The 19328-nt window shown below is 44.0% G+C and carries 14 protein-coding genes and 1 pseudogene; 10 read left to right on the top strand and 5 right to left on the bottom strand.

What is annotated here, in order from left to right:
- Positions 1-153 precede the first annotated feature (153 nt).
- The 6 genes and pseudogenes from MTO98_RS34500 (at position 154) to MTO98_RS26030 (ending at position 4676) form a co-directional block, all read left to right on the top strand.
- Positions 154-207, top strand: coding sequence for a hypothetical protein (locus tag MTO98_RS34500; protein WP_371825436.1), 54 nt, complete (start codon positions 154-156; stop codon positions 205-207).
- 369 nt (positions 208-576) lie between these two features.
- Positions 577-1842, top strand: a complete 1266-nt coding sequence (locus tag MTO98_RS26050) for an aminotransferase class I/II-fold pyridoxal phosphate-dependent enzyme (protein ID WP_243481909.1) — start codon at positions 577-579, stop codon at positions 1840-1842.
- A gap of 1094 nt (positions 1843-2936) precedes the next feature.
- Complete coding sequence (locus MTO98_RS26045; RefSeq protein ID WP_243481908.1) at positions 2937-3566, top strand: hypothetical protein; 630 nt, start codon at positions 2937-2939, stop codon at positions 3564-3566.
- On the top strand, positions 3566-3757 hold the full coding sequence (locus MTO98_RS26040) for a hypothetical protein (RefSeq protein WP_243481907.1): 192 nt from the start codon (positions 3566-3568) through the stop codon (positions 3755-3757). The genes MTO98_RS26045 and MTO98_RS26040 overlap by 1 nt, the downstream gene beginning before the upstream one ends.
- 94 nt (positions 3758-3851) lie before the next feature.
- Positions 3852-4011: pseudogene (locus MTO98_RS26035) on the top strand (helix-turn-helix domain-containing protein).
- Between the two features lie 536 nt (positions 4012-4547).
- Positions 4548-4676 (top strand): helix-turn-helix domain-containing protein, encoded by a 129-nt coding sequence (locus MTO98_RS26030; protein WP_371825384.1) that lies wholly within the window; start codon positions 4548-4550, stop codon positions 4674-4676.
- Here MTO98_RS26030 and MTO98_RS26025 read toward each other — a convergent pair.
- Complete coding sequence (locus MTO98_RS26025) at positions 4673-5269, bottom strand: hypothetical protein (protein WP_243481905.1); 597 nt, start codon at positions 5267-5269, stop codon at positions 4673-4675. The two genes, MTO98_RS26030 and MTO98_RS26025, sit on opposite strands and share 4 nt — an antisense overlap.
- A 597-nt stretch (positions 5270-5866) precedes the next feature.
- On the bottom strand, positions 5867-6619 hold the full coding sequence (locus MTO98_RS26020) for a hypothetical protein (protein ID WP_243481904.1): 753 nt from the start codon (positions 6617-6619) through the stop codon (positions 5867-5869).
- A 1137-nt stretch (positions 6620-7756) separates the two neighbouring features.
- On the opposite strand from MTO98_RS26020, the gene MTO98_RS26015 reads away from it, so the two are divergent.
- From MTO98_RS26015 to MTO98_RS26000, 4 genes are all read left to right on the top strand, one after another.
- The gene (locus MTO98_RS26015; protein WP_243481903.1) at positions 7757-8893 is read left to right on the top strand and encodes a sensor histidine kinase; all 1137 of its coding nucleotides are present in this window, start codon (positions 7757-7759) and stop codon (positions 8891-8893) included.
- The gene (locus MTO98_RS26010; RefSeq protein ID WP_243481902.1) at positions 8871-9584 is read left to right on the top strand and encodes a LytTR family DNA-binding domain-containing protein; all 714 of its coding nucleotides are present in this window, start codon (positions 8871-8873) and stop codon (positions 9582-9584) included. The genes MTO98_RS26015 and MTO98_RS26010 overlap by 23 nt, the downstream gene beginning before the upstream one ends.
- 23 nt (positions 9585-9607) lie before the next feature.
- Positions 9608-10486 carry a hypothetical protein gene (locus tag MTO98_RS26005; RefSeq protein WP_243481901.1) on the top strand — a complete coding sequence of 293 codons (879 nt, stop codon included), beginning with the start codon at positions 9608-9610 and terminating at the stop codon, positions 10484-10486.
- A gap of 87 nt (positions 10487-10573) precedes the next feature.
- On the top strand, positions 10574-13462 hold the full coding sequence (locus MTO98_RS26000; protein ID WP_243481900.1) for an outer membrane beta-barrel protein: 2889 nt from the start codon (positions 10574-10576) through the stop codon (positions 13460-13462).
- A 428-nt stretch (positions 13463-13890) separates the two neighbouring features.
- On the opposite strand, the gene MTO98_RS25995 is transcribed toward MTO98_RS26000, so the two are convergent.
- The 3 genes from MTO98_RS25995 to MTO98_RS25985 form a co-directional block, all read right to left on the bottom strand.
- Positions 13891-14436 (bottom strand): DUF4269 domain-containing protein, encoded by a 546-nt coding sequence (locus MTO98_RS25995; protein ID WP_243481899.1) that lies wholly within the window; start codon positions 14434-14436, stop codon positions 13891-13893.
- 148 nt (positions 14437-14584) lie between these two features.
- A complete protein-coding gene (locus MTO98_RS25990) occupies positions 14585-16015 on the bottom strand; it encodes an efflux transporter outer membrane subunit (protein WP_243481898.1) in 1431 nt (476 codons plus the stop codon).
- 21 nt (positions 16016-16036) lie between these two features.
- The gene (locus MTO98_RS25985) at positions 16037-19240 is read right to left on the bottom strand and encodes an efflux RND transporter permease subunit (protein ID WP_243481897.1); all 3204 of its coding nucleotides are present in this window, start codon (positions 19238-19240) and stop codon (positions 16037-16039) included.
- Positions 19241-19328: the final 88 nt, after the last annotated feature.

The following is a 19328-nucleotide window of genomic DNA, read 5'->3' as shown; positions in this document are numbered from 1 at the left end:
CTCCGGGATGGAAGCATATAGGAAAAGAAAAATCATTTGGAGCATAACAGGTATGTTCATACTTAGCACTTTGATAGTTTTCGAAGACCTGCTCATTCCTAATGTTTCCCTGCTTCATTGGACTTTCAAAATTTCGGTTACCTTTCTCTTTGGATGCTGCCTTTATGCGGCCTTCGTAAATTGCGCCGGGGTATATGCGGGCAATGATGTACTTAACTTGCAGTATAACCTGGATATATTGAGGATACAGAAAGACATCAAAGAAAAGTTTTGCTGTCAATAAGCCCTTTTTTAAGCGTTATCTCCGCTGGTATTTACTGTGTTTTCTCCGGCTAAGCCAATTTGCCGGAAAAAAGAATCAAAATTCGGCATCGGTGTTGTTAATTCCTTTCTGTCAGGTAATTACAGTGCTTATACGCCTTTCTTTCCTGCTGAAAAATGGATCATTGCAGCCGCGTGCTGATTTTAGCTTAGATAAATATAATCACAGTGTAAATAAGTGTTGAAATGACAGTAATATTTTCCCTTAAGAGGGAAAAATGTTAAATTAAGGCTTTATTCAGAAACCACAGCCTTATGAAAACAAATATTGATTTTAACAAAGCAAGTTTTAAAGACTTCGAGAACATCCCAGACCTCAATGCATTTGAGCGCGCCGAGGCTTTTTATGAATTCACAGGTTACATGGAAACCCACGGCCATATGAACTACCGGTTCCTGACCTCCGGCGGCTGCGGCCCTGAAATGTGGGTGACCTCGCCCTTCAGCAAAACACCGCAGAAGTGCGTGAGCCTGGTATCCAATGATTATTTAAATTTCACACAGCACCCCAAAGTAAAAACAGCGGCTATCGAGGGTATCGAAAATTACGGTACCGGGGCCGGTGCATCTCCGCTTATCGGCGGGCATCATATTTATCACCAAATGCTGGAGGAAAAGATATCCTCTTTTTTCGGCCGCTCGCCTGATTCTTCGATCATTTATACTACCGGATATACCGCCAATAGTGCCACGATCTTAGCCATGCTTAAAAAAGATGATGTGGCCATCGTTGATATGGCGGTGCATGCGAGTGTATATGAAGGATGCAAGGAAACGCAGTTGAAGATGTTTCCGCATAATAACCTGGAGATCCTCGAACGAATATTGAAAGAAACACAGCACAAGCTCACCCGTATGGTCATTATAGATGGCGTATACTCGCAGGACGGGGACCTCGCCCGGATGGGAGATATCCATACGCTGACCAAACGCTACGGCGGGTTCCTGATGGTTGACGATGCACACGGTATCGGCGTCTTAGGGGAAAATGGACGGGGCGCGATTGAGCTGTTCGGCATGCTTGATAAAGTAGATGTGATTTCCGGAACATTGAGCAAGGCCTTTGGGCATATCGGCGGTTTCGTTGTGGCCGATCCGAAAATGATCAACTTTATAAAATACCAGTCGCGGCAACAGGTATTTTCGTCCACATCCACCCCCGCAGCTGCGGGCCTGCTGAAAGCCATTGACCTGATCGACGAAGAGCCGGAATGGCGCCAAAAGCTTGCAGATAACGTCGCCTATTTTAAAAAGGGCCTTATAAGCATGGGGATGGATATCGGAAACACCGAATCGCCCATCATTCCCGTCAAGATCGGTGACGCACATAAGACCGGTGACGCGGCGCGTCTGTTGCTGGAGGCGGGCGTCTATGCGAACGCGATCGTTTATCCGGGCGTGTCAAGGAAGAACGCAAGGATCAGGACAAGCCTGATGGCGACCCATACACGGGAGCACCTGGACCTTGCATTGAATGCGTTTGCCTATGTTGACCGGAAACTTGGCATATCGGCAGCCTAGGCCGCTTTAGGAAAATTGCAGGAGCGATATTTTGACTGACCGGGTAATTTTTGCCTAATTTTAATCAATGCAAACGGACACGGAATTCACCATTGAACTGCACGATATTACTTTTGGGTAACCGGGCACGGGCTCAAAGGCATGCACGTATATCATATGCGATTTTCCGACAACCGGCCGCCGCTTGTGGTTCATGAAGCGTTCACGGGCAGGAAGACCTTTTGGACATCGTACCGCAGGGAAGACAGGTGGAAGCGGAGTTTTTTGGTGCGCGAATTACTGAGTATTTAAGAAACAGGTAGTTGTGTGTTATCACAACAGGCAATAGTAACGAGGACCGAGTTTATCCAACTTAAGCAACTGGAAAAAGCAGTTTAGAAATGAAGGTTTTTTAAATAAAGGGGTGATCAGCGGTTTCAGTGATGGAAAACTTGCCGTACTGCTCCCTGATGACGTTGAGGCCAATTTCGATATCGTGCCTTGGCGTGTGGTTATCTGCCGACTTATAGTAAAAACCGCGGACAGGTACAGAAATTCCGGCTCGGCCATAAGACGGCAAAGGTAAATGGCATAAAGGTTATACCGCTCAGAACGCCAAGGCGGAGAACCTGTTCATCAGCGAGGACGGCGAAAGGGAATTCATATACGCAGACGCTGCCCGTGAGCGCCGGTGCCTCATTATTTCAGCCGGCTTTTATGAATTGCGGCATATTACCGCAATCATAAAAGGATGGGCCTTCCTTTAAAAGCAGCTGATAAATACCCTTATTACCTCAGCCTGAAAGATAGAGCGTATTCTATATAGCTGACGCTTGCAGGGGAGGAAATACTCAAAGCTGAAATCGACAAACGCAAGACGTATTATACAAAAGGGCAGGAACTGTTTGACTAACCGGCACGATATTCAGGCAGGTTATCACCAAGATCTGCATTTTATATAGCTCCTCTTAAAACGCATTCAATTCCTTTACTCCTGAAAAATAAAGCCGACTCATAATCTTTATTTTTCAAGTGGTTATTTATTCTTTTTAAGAGAATGCTTAAGATTAGAATTTATAATTGCGCAAACAAGGCAGCGCTTCGGGCGTTGCTTAATGATGAAAACAGCGCCGGAACAATTACCCGCCCAGGAGACCGGGCGGCAAACCGATTTTATCCACGAAAAGAAATATGATACAGTGGAAGCGGCGCACGGCGCTTTCCAGGCGGCGACGGGCCGTTTATTGTCGGTCAGCAACTGGCATGATTACGCGGGCGCGGGTTCCGCAAAGTTTATCTTGTGCAATAATCAGGGCGTTGAACTGGAGGTCATGGCCGAAGAAGGGTTTTTCTTTAGCATCGACCTTCCGGCACCGGGGCCGGATGCGGGTCACGGGCTGGAATGGGTGATGATCGAAAAATTGGTTTCCGAAGGCGGTGCGCATACAGCCGAAGAATATGTGCTGATGACGGTGCGGCCGGTGCCAGACCCGCGAAAAGCGGAAACGGAGATCGCGCATTTTTACAAAGATGTTTCGACCAGCACTTTCGTAGTGCGCCGTGACGGCCTGCTGCTGAGCGCGGGTGCGCACGGGCGGAATGAAACGCCGAATAATGAAAGCGTAGACCTGCATGATAAAGTACGGAACACGGTTATTGCGCTGATGGCGCGCGCGGGTTTATCGGGGCCGCAATGGCAAAAGATAGTGAATGGATTGATCGATTATCAGGAGAAAGAAAAATAATGGGAAAACAACACGATACCTTTCCGGGAGAAGCGCCGGAAATGCCGTTACCAAAACAAACGCCGGAGATTAATCAGCCTTCAGACCCGAATGAGCGAGATGTGCCCCAGGAAGATCCGCAAGTAATTCCTGATGATTTACCGCCGGAGGTGCAAACACCCGGTACGCCGGTTGAGCCGGAGATTAAGTAAGCTTACGCCTCCTCCAGGCAGCTTTTTAAGAAGTGCAGGTTGTCGAGTGCCGCGCCGGCGGTATTGTTGAAATAGACATAAACGAAGGCGTAAAATATCATTAACCGAACTTAGCGAAAGAGTGGGAATTACGATGTCCAATCTGTCTATCTTGAAACAGGTAAAGCAAACGCCGTACGGCTTGAGACCTTGAGGCAATTTGCAAGGTTTTAAACTGCCAGCCCGGTGATATCCTTGAATTTATGCCGGATTAAAAGAAAATGAAGCCAATTTAATAAATAATACGTTCATTTTGAATGGTTTACTAATTAATAAAACGATATGAACAAATTTTTAGAAGTTCTCAATAAAATTTTTACCTATATTTTTTATGTGGGGAGTTACTAATGAGTGTTTTTTAACTTCACTGTTAAAATTAGGTATGTGCGTATTCCTGTTAATAATAATGTGGAAATTTAATTTTCAAGACCCATATAACATCCGGCATTTAAAACAGGTCAGTGTATTTTGTAACCTGGCAGTAGGTGTTATTCTGATAGAATTTTCTAACTTGATTTAGACGTTATTTTGGGTCTCCTTAACCAACCAACATGGTTTTTCGACTCTCAAATTCCTTGGTTATGGTAACATGTCACAGTCGTGCTACGCCATCCTTTCTATTTGGATAATCAGAATAATCCTTTCTTTCAATCGGGAGTTAAAGGTAAGCAGGAATTAGAATTTACAGTTTAATATACCCGTCATAATAATCTTTGCCGTAATGATGGCCAAACGTAAAACGTCACTAAACATGTTAAAGTGCAGAGTAGGCATTGCGCTGTCTAACTTACCTATCCTGAAAAACGGCAAGGCTAAAGCCATCCGTATCGAAACTCTTGAGGTTATTTGCGTGGCATTGAATTCCCTCTGCTTAGATTAATATCGGATTCCAAGACTATTACAAATTAACTTAAGCGTTTCTTCCGGGAGCTGTTGTTTGCCTTTTAAGAACAGGTCAACATCTTCCTCGTTACCAATTATGGGTTTTAACATCGGCCTGGGCAAGTTGAAGTTTTTTATGGAAAGTCTAATAACATCAGCAATATCTAATTCTGGTAAAATAAGTTTGGTGTCCTCATAATGTATTAACAGTGGCAACAATGCCCTTAGCTCCTCAAATTCGGGTGTATTTGGTTGAGCCTCAAAAATAGCGATGGCTCTGTTTAAGGCCTTTTCATATTCAACTTTTGTTCTATAATCTTGTTCGCTTTCTACATACTTCGGCCTGACTTGTTCGATAACTTCTTCATTTAAATTAATACCGGTTGTGTTGCTGTCGATAAGTTCCATTGTTTTTTCCGGATGCATTGTTGGGTCCGGAATCGGTGGTGGCGGAATAAGTACAACACTTGTTATCTTAACTTTGAATTCTAAACCCGGGTTTTTCGCCCGCGCCTCTTCAAATTCAGCATGCCTATTGTTTTCCCATTCCTTTTGCGTACCAAGCCAAGAAATATAAACCGTTTTAAGCACAAAATTTGTGTGATAAAAAATTTGGTATTCGCCATTATTTAACGGAGACGACGCATGAGAAACCTCTCCTGGGGTGATCTTTCAATACGACGGGCTATACTTTTTGCTTCCATATAAGGAAAATCCCTAAGCCAAGTTAGAAAAATTGTTTGCGCTTGAGGTTTCTGCCGAATATAATCGGCTATCTTATTCCTTGCGATCAAATTTATTTCCATCGTTCTAAGATAAAATGATTTAACTCCTTCTATGCTAACCCCAATAGAATTTAATGATAAATTGTTCAAATTCAATTTGGGTTGCTTAAATGGTGAAAATGAGATCGTTTGTGAACGACTTGGGACTACGCGAATAGTGGGCAAACAAAATTTTTCTAGATCGCGAGACCGGAGATGTCATTTTTAAACGAGAAGTACGAAGCGCGTTTAAATTCAATTGGGCCTATTTAAAGATCACTCCGTTGTTTTTTTATTTTTAGTGATTAATATTAAAGAATACCCTTGAAATATACAAAATTTACCCCTTACTACATCGGCAAATTTATGGGTATATTTATTGATCTTCTTCGGGTTAAAAGCCTTCTGATCGGTACAGCATGATTTAGTCTGGCTGGAACTTATCGTCGTACCAAACCTGCTTAGATAATTGGTTAATATATTCTTCCTCCCTTTTCCTTCCCGCTGCGGTGAAAAAGAATTTAAAGAGCAGTATAGCTCTGTCTTTCTTGGAAATGACTAAACCCGTACAATAAGGGTATTTTCCTAAATAAGGTTTATCCAAAGGCAGGTCGTACAAGAATATGGAGTCGGCATTGAACATTTCCCTGGCCTTTTTCCCGGCTATGATGGTAATATATTGGTTAAGATCAATACGCGTCGTGTCAGGTCGAAAAGGCACGATTCGCTTTAGGGTGTCTGTTGGCGGTAGATCGGGGAGATACATAGGATAGCCAAGAGCTGCTTTAATTTCATGATTTATAAGGATTCGAGACAGTTTAGCGTTTTTTGCCCGCCAAACGGCAAGTGTGTCTTTTTCGTTTTTTTCTACCCAAATTCTTTTGGATTCGTAATCAGCGGTTCCAGGGTAGCCGACAATGCAATCTTGGTCGGCTTTCAGCGTAAGTCCGATAAAAAAGGCGGCGGCAGGGGACATCTCAGCATCTCTGATCTTCACACCAATGAAATATTGGTTCAGATCTGTAAAGTTCTTCGGCATTTTAAAAGTAACCCCCGATTCCCTTTCAAAATATGCGTTATAAGACACGAAATTCTTGCCATACCAATAGTTATTTTGCGCATGAAGAGGCCCCCGGCCTACCAAAATGAGACAGAATAATAAAATTAGATTTTTCATGAAACATGGTTTACGATTGGATTGGCTAAGTGAATAAATTAATTTATTGTTTTTGAGGGTAAAATCGATATTTTTAGAGGGGGGATTAAATAAATTAACAAAGTGCCAATAAAACCCTGCCCTAAAACTTTAGGTTTACGTTGAAATTTAGATCAATAAGTGCAATACTTAAGTCTAATTTTTCTGTCACCATCTTACAACAAAGTCATGAAATGAAATTTTGCTATGTTATTTGTCTTAGCTTTCATTTTTTATGCGACAGCGGTAAATGCGCAAGCTTAACTTTGTTAAAGTCCGTCGATTTACCTCATATCAAACAAGCTCTGGTGAAATCCGGTTATTCGGTGAATATCAGGGTGAAGTATGTTGTTTTTTGAAACATTGGGCTTTCGGGATTACCACGCGTTTCTGGCTATAATGGCAATAGTCTGGCACATTGACCAAATATGTGATATCGAAATGAAACTTACTGAATATGATCCGAGAATTGGTTACTTCTCGTTAAAATTAATAATGAATATGTTGCTGTCCACATTGCCCATTTTTTCCGTATGCTTTGGGGCTGAAACCGGTAGTGGCGGAATAAGTACAACACTTGTTGTTTTAACCCGGACCTCTATCCCCGGATCTTTCGCCCGTCTCTTTTCAAACTCCGCCTGCATATAACCTTTCCATTCTTGTGCATTCCGTCAAGTTCGGATACAGCAGATACAGACCCGATTATCAAAATATTTTGAAAACTTACGAAATAAACATTTCTTCTAAATACTTAAATATCAATCCTATTAAAATTACCATTTCACTATGCTTCTGTCGGCTTTGCATGGTTATAGGTTACCTATTTCAACAATATGTTTTCTCGATAAAAAGATGTCTAAGATAATAGAAAAAGCAGAGCAGGTAAATGCCGTTTAGCACCGTAACCATGGTGTTTTGAACATTAAGACCTAAAAGGTGGGCTCCGTGCATTTAGTTTACAGATGAAAGGTTCAGGCGGATGAAGCGTTCTGCGCTTGATAGTCTTTTGTATTTACTAAGGCATGCTTTGGTCGTCCAATAACAGGCTGTCATCTATTTATTCACCATCTTTATCTCTTATGTAAAAAACACATTTTCTTATAAGGTACATTTATGTTAATGGCATTCCGAAAAATATACTCCGGCAAATACCTGCAGCCCGCTATTCACATATTGTTATGGGCGCTGATCGTTACTTCGCCTTATCTTTTTCGCAATCCCACCACCTGGAACGGATTCAGTAGCTGGCATTACAAGTTAATGATCAATAACTTGTTTCTGGCCGGATGCTTTTATTTTAATGCTTATTTTTTGTATCCGGTATTGTATAAACAAAGAGGGCTGTTTGTTTATATATTATCACTAATCATACTGATTACACTGGCAATGTATCTTTCGCATTTCATTGACGGGCTTCTTTCTTTGCTGAAACCTGTTGAAGCAGCGCATTTTCACGCCGGCCACCACCGGTATATTACCGTGGGCCGCAACGGGTTCAGGCCGGACCGCCATGGCTGGAGCCGCGGCTGGTTTGGATGGTATTTTACCAATATCATTACTAACCTGTGCATTATAGGGATAAGTATCAGTTATCGCATTATTTCCGATAATTCCAGGCAGGAAAAAGTCCGGAAGGAAAAGGAAAACGAAACCCTTAAAACGGAGCTCAGCTTTCTGCGCTCGCAGGTCAGTCCGCATTTTATTTTCAATGTATTGAACAGCATGGCATCTATGGCGCGTAAGAAATCGGAGATGCTGGAACCCTCTATCATCGAACTATCAAACCTGATGCGGTACATGCTTTATGAGAACGACGATGAAAAAGTGTCATTAAGCAGTGAAGTGGAATATTTGGAAGGTTACATAGCCCTGCAAAAGTTACGTTTTGGGGACGATGTAACAATTGTGTTCGTTTCACCTGAATATGTAATTGCTTATTATATTGAACCAATGCTATTGGTGCCTTTTGTTGAAAATGCCTTCAAGCATGGTTTAGGCCTGTTAAAGGAACCGAGAATAGAGATTGTGCTAAAGGTTGAAAATGATAGTGGCTGGCTTAATTTTAGAGTTAGCAACACTATTGCTTCGCAGGATGATACGAAAGATAAAAACCCGGGTATCGGATTGAATAACGTAAAGCGGCGCCTTGAATTATTATATGCTGGTAATCATAGCCTTGAAATCATAAATGATGGGCAAATTTTCATGACTGAACTTAAAATTAAACTAATTGATGATGCGCTGCCTGTTAGTTGATGACGAAAAACTTGCATTGGAACTGATGGAAGATAATGTGCGCAGAGTGCCTTTTCTACAATTGCAGGGCATTTGTAAAAACGCGATGGAGGCCACTGAGTTTTTGCGCCGGGAGACAGTCGACCTTATTTTTTTGGATATACAAATGCCTGGGATATCAGGCCTGCAGTTTTTGAAATGCCTGATCAATCCGCCAATGGCAGTACTGGTAACTGCTTATAAAGAACATGCGCTTGACGGTTTTAATCTGGATGTGACGGATTACCTGTTAAAGCCATTTTCTTTTGAAAGGTTTCTGAAAGCTGCAAATAAGGCGAGGGAGCTTCACGATGTCCGGCTGGCTAAGGAAGTGATCTCTAAGCCGTCGACAAATGCGGGATATATTTTTGTAAATGCTGATTACGCCGTTGTGCGTGTTAACATACCTGACATTATCTATGTGGAAGGTTTAAAGGATTACGTGAAGATTTATCTGACAAATTCGGACAGACCGGTAATAACCAGGTTAAGTATGCACGCTATGGATGATAAATTAGGCACCGGCGCCTTTGCCCGCGTACACCGGTCATACATCGTGTCGCTGGATAAGGTTACTTCCTTTAAAAGTAACCGGTTAATGCTCAGGGATATTGAAATACCGGTGAGCGATAATTATAAGGACAGGGTTTTAGCTTACATAGGTCATCACTAAAACCCGTATAAATATCTGTTTTTATGAAAAATATAATTCAATTATTAATAAATGTCTTATTATCAGGCGTTTTAATTTTAGGCACAAGCCTGAATAGCTATGCGCAAAAGCTAAATAACGTTCAGGAAAATAGCCTGCCGGCTCCCGGGAATGTTAAAATTGACGGGAAATTAACAGAATGGGGAGACGCTTTACAGGCCTATAACAAAGCTACACAGCTTTATTATACCATATCAAATGATGATCATAATCTTTACCTGGCCATCAAATCAACAGATCAAACCAATAGCAGGAAAATAGTAGCGGGAGGGATAAGTTTTACCATTAATACCCAGGACAAAAAAAAGAGCGATGATGCTTATGTCTTAACTTTTCCTATGGTAAATGCCGCGGGCATGCGAAACCAGTTTCACCAGCGCGGAGGTGGTCCGGGCGGTCAGCGGCAGGCGCTTGATTCGGCAGCTATTGCCGATATGCGCAAACAGGCGCTGGCCGCCGCAAAGGAGATCAGCCTGAGCGGTTTTAAGGATATCGCGGATAGCGTAATTTCTATTTATAATGAGTACGGTATTAAGGCAGCTGTTAGTTACGACAATAACGGAAACTTTGTTTATGAACTGGGGCTCCCGCTTAAGCTGCTTGGCATTGTACCGGGCGAGGCTAAGGAATTCGCATATAACCTTAAGGTAAATGGTATCCGGTTTGGAAATCGCGGCGGAGGAGCTGATAACGGCAACGAGGGTGGAAACGGCGGCAACCGCGGAGGATTTGGTGGCGGTGGCGGCAGACGAGGCGGGGGCGGTGGTTTCGGCGGCGCAAGGGCAGGCGGCGGCGGAACAGACATGCAAAGCCTGATGAGCCCGACAGATTTCTGGGGTAAATACATACCGGCTAAAAAATAATAATGTATTGTTATGCGCACACCCTCTTCCGGTTTTTGTCGAACCGGCTTATCGGTCATTGCAAATAGAATTTCTTAAACCTGCCTTATGAAAAAAGTTTTATTCATTATCGTTTTGGCTATCCTGTATTCTGCAGGTTCGTATGCCCAAAACTCCCCGCGCAAACAAGCTGGGCTTCCGCCTCCTTTACCTTTAAGACAGGTAAGCGGCATAGTCAAAGATACGGGTGATAATACACTTGTAGGTGCGGTGGTTAAACTGGTATCAGCAAAAGATACCGTTAGCACGGCAACCAATGCCGACGGGATCTTTATTTTTAAAAGCGTAAAGTCGGCCACGTTTACACTAACCATAAGCAGTATAGGTTATCGTACGCTGGTAAAAAAGATGCTGAACAATGACGCTGTTCCGCGTTTGGTTTTGGATCCTATAGTCCTGAAATCTGAAACGAATGTCTTAAATGAGGTGAAAATTAACGGCACCCCGAGTATCGTTTATAAAACCGATACCGTGGAGTACCGGGCCAGCGATTACAAAGTTCGTGAAAACGCCACTGTTGATGAACTGTTAAAGAAGATGGAAGGTATGGAAGTGGGGACGGATGGCAGCCTGACCCACCAGGGGCAGCAGATAACCAAAGCAAAGCTAAACGGCAAAGAATACGCGGGTGGCGATGTGGCCCAGGCTATTCAAAACCTGCCTGCCGATATTGTCGATAAGATACAGGTAGTTGACGATTATGGGGATATGGCCGCCCGCACAGGTGTTAAAGATGGTGATCCGCAAAAAATACTGAACATCACCACCCGGGCCGACAGATCAGTAGGCACCACCGGGCGGGTTACTGCCCAGGGCGGTAATAACGACAGGTATAACGGCCAGTTGTTTGTACAACGCATTAATGCCAATGAACAGTTAGGCGTTATTGGCCGTATAGCGAATACCGTAACGGGGGTAGCATCTACGGGTATAGCCGGTGGTGCAACTAATGGCGGCGGCGGCGGTACAGGTGTTGGCACAGGGGCGGGCAGGGCAGGCGGCAGCCCGGGGACAACTTTTTCCGCATCCCCCTCGGTCAATTACCGCGACCAGTGGAATAAAAAGATTCAGGTGGTGGCCAGTTACGCTTACCGGTACAGCGATAATAACTCCGTTAGCAGCAGTTACGGGCAGCGTAACTCAACGCTGGGCTCAACAGATTTTAACAGGCAAAGCACCAGGGAAGCTAAAAACAAAGGCCACAACATCAACTTCGAGTTAGACTATACTATTGACAGCGCCAACTATTTACAAATTACACCCACCTTCAGCTATTCCGGATCAACTAATTTTACAAACTCCGTTACAGATAATATCAATAATTTCAGTACCGGCTTTGAGCATCCGGTAGTAAACAGCCTGAATAATACATTAAACAGTGCACCCAACCTGGGCGCAACCGTGCTTTATCAGCACATATTCAGGAAACCCCACCGTAATGTTTCCTTCCAGTTCAGTATTAATAATTCAAACAGCCAGGCAAATGGCGACAGGGATAACGATTATCATTATTACTTTGATAAGTCAAGGGACTCACTGCTCAAGGATTCCGCATCTCACCTGTTAACAAACCGTACCAGTAAAAATACCACTTACCGCAGCAGCGTAACTTATGTTGAACCGATAAACCTTTTATCGCAGATAGAATTTAACGGGCAGGTGCGTACATCTGTTTATGATAACAAAGCTATATCCGATACGGTATTGGCCAACGGCCAGATTGAGGAACTTACCCGGCTGGACAATATTTATAACTACTCATTTACCGAAACAAGGGCTACGTTAAATTACCGTTATAATGGCACTAAGGTTAATCTTTCGTTGGGTGCAACCGTGGTGCCAACACTCTTGAAAGGGACTAAGATAAATAACGGGACCAGCGAAAACGTTTCAACCTCCCGGTCTGATCTTAAAGTTATCCCGGTGTTTCGTTTTGCGTATGCATGGTCGCGTACGGAACGGATAACCTTTGCCTATTCCGGTTCAAATACCGAACCGAATTTTCAGCAGATCCAGCCGTTTACAGATCGGTCGGACCCTAATAATATCATCGTCGGCAACCCTGATCTTAAACCAACCTTTACCAATTCGCTTAACCTGGCTTATAATAATTATCTGCCCAATTCTAAATTTAACCTCTCGTTCAGCGTTAATGCCACATCATACAGCAACCAGGCAACGACCAATTTGCTGCAAATAAAGGAGTTCCTGTCGGCCGATCCGAATGACCCCGGTAATCCCGCGAAATTTCAATATAAAACTATTAATGAAACCCACTATATTAACATCAACGGCTCACATGCCATAGTGGGCCGCTATAATATTGCCAAACAATTTGACGACCGCCGTTACAACTTGTCATTAAACGGTAACATTACTTACAGTTACAACAACGCGATGAGCAATGATGTGCTTTATCATAACACCAACTGGCGTTTTGATGAACGTTTTGGCCCCCGGATAAACCCTACCGACTGGTTTGAGGTAAACCCCTATATCGGATATGACGTATCCCGTTCATTTACCACACTCCGAAACGCTACGCCCACGTCATTAAGGACAACCTCATTGGGCATTGATGGTAAGGTTTACTTCCTGAAAACTTTTCAGGTTAATTACAGCGCTGCTAAAAGTTATGTTACCGGGTTAACAGGTATCAGCAATAATCCTTTTGTAATTAATGGCGGCTTTGAAAAAGAATTCCTGGCAAAGAAAAACCTGGTGCTGACCTTTAATGTTTACGATATCCTTCACCAGAACAATTTTATCCAGCAAACACTGTCGCCTCAGGGGGGGTATACCAATACTTTATCCAGCACGCTTAGCAGGTATTTCCTGGTTGGATTAAGGTTAAACCTTCAAAAATGGAGCGGAACGCCGAAAAGGAACGGCAGAAATATGAATCGCCGCGGGGATGGCAGCTTTATTTATGAATAGCTGTAAATCAATTACGACATAAGTATTATACTTTCAGGCATTAACACCCTGACGAGTACAAGGGAACGAGCGCCCTGGGAATCTGTACGGGAACGGCGTTTCCACAATATGATATAATAGTTGTTTTTGCGGCAGCCCCTATCGGAAGTTTCTCGAACCTTTTTTAACAGATTTAAGACCTTTAGCAGTTCAATAGATTGTCATAAGTATCAGTTAAAAAGTTATCACGGCAAATTAGGGCTAATTTTTAATCAAATCTCACTTAAACATAATTCAACTAACTTTCAGTTGAAAGTTGGCCGATTTCCAGGTTTTAGCGGAAGTACATCTAATCCTTTTATAAAGATAAATATATTAGAATTGCCCCGCGTTTCGAGTCCAGAATGAGAAAATTGCAAAGCTCGGCGATAGAATAAAAACTTGTATCATTAATACTCAATATTAATGATAGAGGCTTTCAATAATTCAAGATAAGGATTTCCATCTATTCCTAAAACAGTCGCAAATGCAGGTTCCGTTTTGAATCCTTGTTCTTTAAGCTCAATTACTTTCTTCCGAAGTGTTTCCCCGTATAGCTCCAATAAGCGAAATTCAGCAATCATGTGCAAATATCCATTTTGCTGTTTGGTGGGCAATTTCTGACCGAACACCTCAACGGGCCAGGTGCCAATAGTAAAATTACAGATAATCGTCTTCAGTCCATTGATGATTGAATGACTAATTTGAAAACCGGGGAATGAAGAAAAGTGTTTGCGTAAAGTCAGCTCAAAGTTCCCTTCATCCTTATAGTGACAAATGATATCCAGGTCGCTCCCCGGTATGTCAATATTAATAGGAATAGTACCGACAAGCAATGGCTGATATGACTTTAACGAGTCCAATATTTTATTTTCGTTGAGTGCCGCGTAAGCAGCCTTTTGCCGGAGGTTGCCCTGAGCCAGGTAATCAATATTGTCAAAGTTTATGATCTGCACTTTTAGGAAAATTGATTGTAAAAATACATTATATCTGCCTTGCTAAAAAGGACGAAGCATGGGGACGGGTTCGAACCGTCGTAAAAGGTTTTGCTGACCTCCGCCTTGCCACTCAGCCACCCAGCTTTGTTCTTATTTAACAAGGTGATTAATTCCACCCGCCACCTAATGACCGATACAGATTGATCACTGCATTCAGTTGCGCCTTTTTAATAGCTGCCAGCTCCAGTTCAGCATTCAGTACATTGCTTTGAGCTGTTATCACTTCAAGATAACTGGCCTGGGCACTTTTAAATAACAGGCCGGCATTATTTGTTGCGGTTTGCAGTTTATTAACCCGCTCAGCGGCGATTGCTTGTTGCTGATTTAATTTGTCAATACTAACCAGGGCATCCTCCACTTCCTGGCACGCTACTAAAACAGACCCGCGGAATTGCAATACCGCTTGTTCGCGACGGATCTTAGCAACATTATATTGTGTGCGTAATTCTCTTTTTTGCAATAAAGGTTCTGTTAAGCCACCCACCACCGCACCAAACAGCGAGGAAGGCAGGTTGAACCAATTACTGGCTTTGAGTGAATTTACACCGCCGGTAGCGGAGATGGTTAATGAGGGATACATATTAGCCCGTGCTAAACCGATGCGGGCGCTGGCCACTTCTAATTCCAATTCATTACTTTTTACATCGGGCCGGCGGCTCAATATTTCAGCAGGCAGCCCGGCACTTAACTGCGCAGATATGGTTAATTCATTTAGTGAACCTGAACGTGGAATGGCTTGCGGCGTTATACCCGCTAAAACACTGATAGCATTTTCCTGGATATTGATCTGTTGTTCCAGTTTGGGGATCAACTGGGCAGCTACCATCCTTTGTGCTTCTTCCTGCTGTACCGCTAATGACGTTACTTGCGCGGCTTGGTATTGCAACTTCAGGATCTGCAGGGTACTGTCGTTCAGTGCCAGGTTCTTTTTAGCGATTGCCATTTGCTTATCCAGCATCAGCAGGTTATAGTAACCGTTAGCTATTGACGAGATCAGTGTGGTCTGGATTCCTTTACGTGCTTCCTGTGTTTGCAAATAACCAGCTAAAGCCTCGCGTTTCTGATTCTTTACTTTGCCCCAGATGTCCGCTTCCCAGGAAATATTGAGGGCGGCTGTATAATTATCAAGGTTTTTACTCCCCAGGAACTGACCGGCGGTTAAACCATTAAGGCTGTTTTCTGCCGGGATACTGTTGCTGGAGTTAGCTGCAAAACCAACCTCGGGAACCAGGCCCATTTTGGCTTTTTTATATAACTCATCGGCTGTCTCGATGTTCTTAATGGCTATTTGCAAGTTATTGTTTTTAGCTAATGCAGTATCAATTAGTGCGGCTAACTCCCGGTTGGTTAAGGACGCTTTCCAGGGTAAGGCTGCGATGCTCTCTTTAGTTGCTGATGCTATATCGTTACGAAAGGCAGCCGGAGTAATTGCAGTGGTATTGCCCGCATTCCTGGGCACGGCACAGCCGGCTGCGATCAGGATCAGCACAGCCAGGAATACCCGGCCGGCTGTTAATATATTTTGATAAGTTTTCATTGTCTGAATTTTTAAAGATGATTAATTAAGCTCATGTACCAGTTGCGGTGCAGGGGCATGTTCCTGGTGTTTGTCTTCCAATGGCGGCAGTGGTGTTATTTTTTCATGCAGGTATTGAAATACCACGAATAAAACAGGTATAATAAATACACCCAGTATTACACCGCTGATCATTCCCCCGGCAGCACCAGCACTTATGGAATGGTTACCCGCAGCTGAAGGGCCTGTAGCACGCATCATCGGTAAAATGCCCGCCACAAATGCGATAGAAGTCATGATGATCGGACGCAGACGGGCCTTGGCGGCCTCCATAGCAGCAGTAACCAGTGTTTCCCCGGCATGACGACGCTGCACGGCAAACTCCACGATGAGGATGGCGTTTTTAGCCAGTAAGCCTATCAACATAATGAGTGCTACCTGCACATAAATGTTGTTTTCAATGCCTGCAATCCCTATAGCCGTGAATACACCTATCACACCTGTCGGTATAGACAGCAGCACCGCCAAGGGCAGGATGTAGCTGTCATACTGGGCCGATAACAGGAAGTAAACAAATACAAGAGACAGCAGGAATACAAACAGCGATTGCCCACCTGAAATAATTTCCTCGCGGGTAACGCCGGAGAATTCATGTGAGTAGCCAGCCGGCAGGGTTTGCGCGGCTACTTCCTCTACCGCACGAATGGCATCCCCCGTGCTGTAACCCTGATTTGGATTGGCATTCATCGGAATGGAGTTGTACAGGTTATAACGGGTAACGGTTTCAGGGCCTAATACAGGTTTAAGTGTTACCAATGAGCTGATCGGAACCATTTCGCCTGTAGTGCTTTTTACCGATACGCCTTCCATTGATGATGGATTGGCCCGGTCGCCTTTAGCAGCTTGCAGCATCACCCGGTAGTATTTACCGAAGCGGTTAAAGTCGGATACCTGCTGGCTTCCATAATAGGTCTGCATGGTTTTTACCACCTCATCTACATCTATATTCAGCTGGGCGGCTTTCTGCTCATCAATCACCATTTCCAGCTGGGGGTAATCAGCCCTGAAAGAAGTATAGGCGATGGCAATTTCTTTTCGTTTATTTAATGCAGATAAGAACTTGCCGGATACGGCGCTGAACTGATCTAAACGTCCACCGGTACGGTCCTGCAAAGCGAAATCTAAACCGTCCACGTTACCGAAGCCGGGTACGGTAGGTAAAGTAAATACGATGATGGTAGCGCCTTTAACATCTGCTACACGCTTGCGCATGTCATTCATAATATCGTTGAGGTCGCTCATTTCACCGCGATCTTTTTTAGGCACCATAAAGGCAACCGCTGAAGAAGGACTGGTAGCACCGGTGAAGATGTTCAGGCCGGCTATCTGGGTCAGGCTCTTCATTACTTTCATCGGCAGTAATCTGTCATTAACTTCCTTTACTACCTGTTGGGTGCGTTCCTGTGATGATCCCGGCGGAAGGGTGATAGATACCGCCGCAAAGTTCTGATCCTCTGAAGGAATAAAGCCGGTGCGGGTATTATGCACCAGGATACCCGAAACAACGGTGACAACAGCCAGGCCGGATAAGCTTACCCATTTATGCTGGATCAGCCATTTCAGACCGCTGATGTATTTATTTGTAACGTTTTCAAAGCCCCTGTTAAAGCCTGCAAAGAAGCGTTGTTTGAATGTGGTTTTTTCAACGGGTTCATCATCATGATGCACATTCTTTAAAAACAGGGCTGCCAATGCGGGGCTTAATGTTAAAGCGTTAACGGCCGAAATGAAGATGGCGATAGCCAGTGTAAAGGCGAATTGTTTGTAGAACACACCGGCCGAACCTTTCATAAAGCCCACCGGCAGGAACACAGCCGACATTACCAATGTGATAGAAATAATAGCCGGGGTAATCTCATGCATAGCAGCCAGTGTGGCCGGTTTTGCTGCCATCTTTTTATGTTCCATTTTAGCGTGTACCGCTTCCACCACTACGATGGCATCATCCACTACGATACCAATAGCCAGTACCAGCGCGAATAAGGTAAGCAGGTTAATGGAGAACCCGAATACCGACATGAAAAAGAAAGTGCCGATGAGCGCGACCGGGACGGCAATAGCCGGGATCAGTGTGGAGCGAAAATCCTGCAAAAAGATAAACACTACCAGGAATACCAGTATAAAGGCTTCAACCAGGGTATGGGCAACTTGCTCGATAGATTGATCCAGCATGTCTTTAGAATACCAGATAGTTTGCTGTTTCAAACCGGCCGGGAAATTCTTAGCCGATTTCAGCATTAGTTTTTCTACCTGCACCTGGATTTCGCGGGCATTGGAATTAGGTAATTGCAGGATCTGGATAGTTATTGCCGGTTTATTGGTAAAATTAGGATCGGCACCACTCAATGTATTGAATGTGCCGTAGGTATAGGCTCCTAATTCTACCTTAGCAACATCTTTCAATCTTAAAAGCGACCCATCCGGATTGGTACGGATGATCATATTTTCATAGGCCAGCGGTTCACTGTTCTTGCCTTTGTATTTGATCACGTATTCAAAGGATACTTTGCTGTTTTCACCAAAGCGACCGGGGGCTGCTTCCAGGTTATGTTTTTGGATAGCCTTGGCTACTTCGTCAGGTGCTAAATGATAAACAGCCATTTGACTGGGGTTCAGCCACACGCGCATTGAGTAATCTTTGCTGGCGCCGATAATGCGCGCCTCACCTACACCGGGAATTCGCTGGATCTCGGGTAAAATATTAATGGTAGCATAGTTGGCGATAAAGGTCTTGTCAAACACCTTTTCATCCATGCTGAACATATTTACCCCCATGATCAAGCCGTTCTGTGTTTTCTTGGTGGTGATACCCGCCTGTACCACTTCCGGTGGTAAAAGGCCTGTTGCGGATGATACACGGTTCTGTACGTTCACCGCAGCCTGGTCGGCATTGGTACCCAGCTTAAAGTAAACGCTGATCAGTAAGGAGCCGTCATTGGTGGCCGATGAGCTCATATAGCTCATATCTTCTACGCCATTGATGGCTTCTTCCAATGGCGGGATCACCGAGCGCAATATAGTTTCGGCATTAGCGCCGGGATAAAATGCCTTTACCTGTACGGTTGGCGGGGCGATGTCCGGAAACATCTGTATGGGCAGGCCGGTAAGGCCAACAAAGCCCAGGATGACCAGCAAAATGGAAACAACTGTTGCCAGTACCGGTCTTTCTATGAATTTCTTAAACATGATTTCTATTTTTTAACGTGTTTGTGTTAGTGTTTTTGGAGGGTTTTGCATTTAAAGGGCAGTTCTCTCCCGGGAAGCCCTCCAAAAT

The sequence above is a fragment of the Mucilaginibacter sp. SMC90 genome (assembly GCF_022811725.1).
Classification (GTDB): Bacteria; Bacteroidota; Bacteroidia; order Sphingobacteriales; family Sphingobacteriaceae; genus Mucilaginibacter.
This window is presented reverse-complemented; position numbering and strand designations above follow the sequence as displayed.

Bases quoted from the DNA above. Each gene is read 5' to 3' on its own strand.
- MTO98_RS26050 (WP_243481909.1), top strand. From the start codon at position 577: ATGAAAACAAATATTGATTTTAACAAAGCAAGTTTTAAAGACTTCGAG.
- MTO98_RS26045 (WP_243481908.1), top strand. From the start codon at position 2,937: ATGATGAAAACAGCGCCGGAACAATTACCCGCCCAGGAGACCGGGCGG.
- MTO98_RS26040 (WP_243481907.1), top strand. From the start codon at position 3,566: ATGGGAAAACAACACGATACCTTTCCGGGAGAAGCGCCGGAAATGCCG.
- MTO98_RS26030 (WP_371825384.1), top strand. From the start codon at position 4,548: ATGTTAAAGTGCAGAGTAGGCATTGCGCTGTCTAACTTACCTATCCTG.
- MTO98_RS26020 (WP_243481904.1), bottom strand. From the start codon at position 6,619: ATGAAAAATCTAATTTTATTATTCTGTCTCATTTTGGTAGGCCGGGGG.
- MTO98_RS26015 (WP_243481903.1), top strand. From the start codon at position 7,757: ATGGCATTCCGAAAAATATACTCCGGCAAATACCTGCAGCCCGCTATT.
- MTO98_RS26010 (WP_243481902.1), top strand. From the start codon at position 8,871: ATGATGCGCTGCCTGTTAGTTGATGACGAAAAACTTGCATTGGAACTG.
- MTO98_RS26005 (WP_243481901.1), top strand. From the start codon at position 9,608: ATGAAAAATATAATTCAATTATTAATAAATGTCTTATTATCAGGCGTT.
- MTO98_RS26000 (WP_243481900.1), top strand. From the start codon at position 10,574: ATGAAAAAAGTTTTATTCATTATCGTTTTGGCTATCCTGTATTCTGCA.
- MTO98_RS25990 (WP_243481898.1), bottom strand. From the start codon at position 16,015: ATGAAAACTTATCAAAATATATTAACAGCCGGCCGGGTATTCCTGGCT.
- MTO98_RS25985 (WP_243481897.1), bottom strand. From the start codon at position 19,240: ATGTTTAAGAAATTCATAGAAAGACCGGTACTGGCAACAGTTGTTTCC.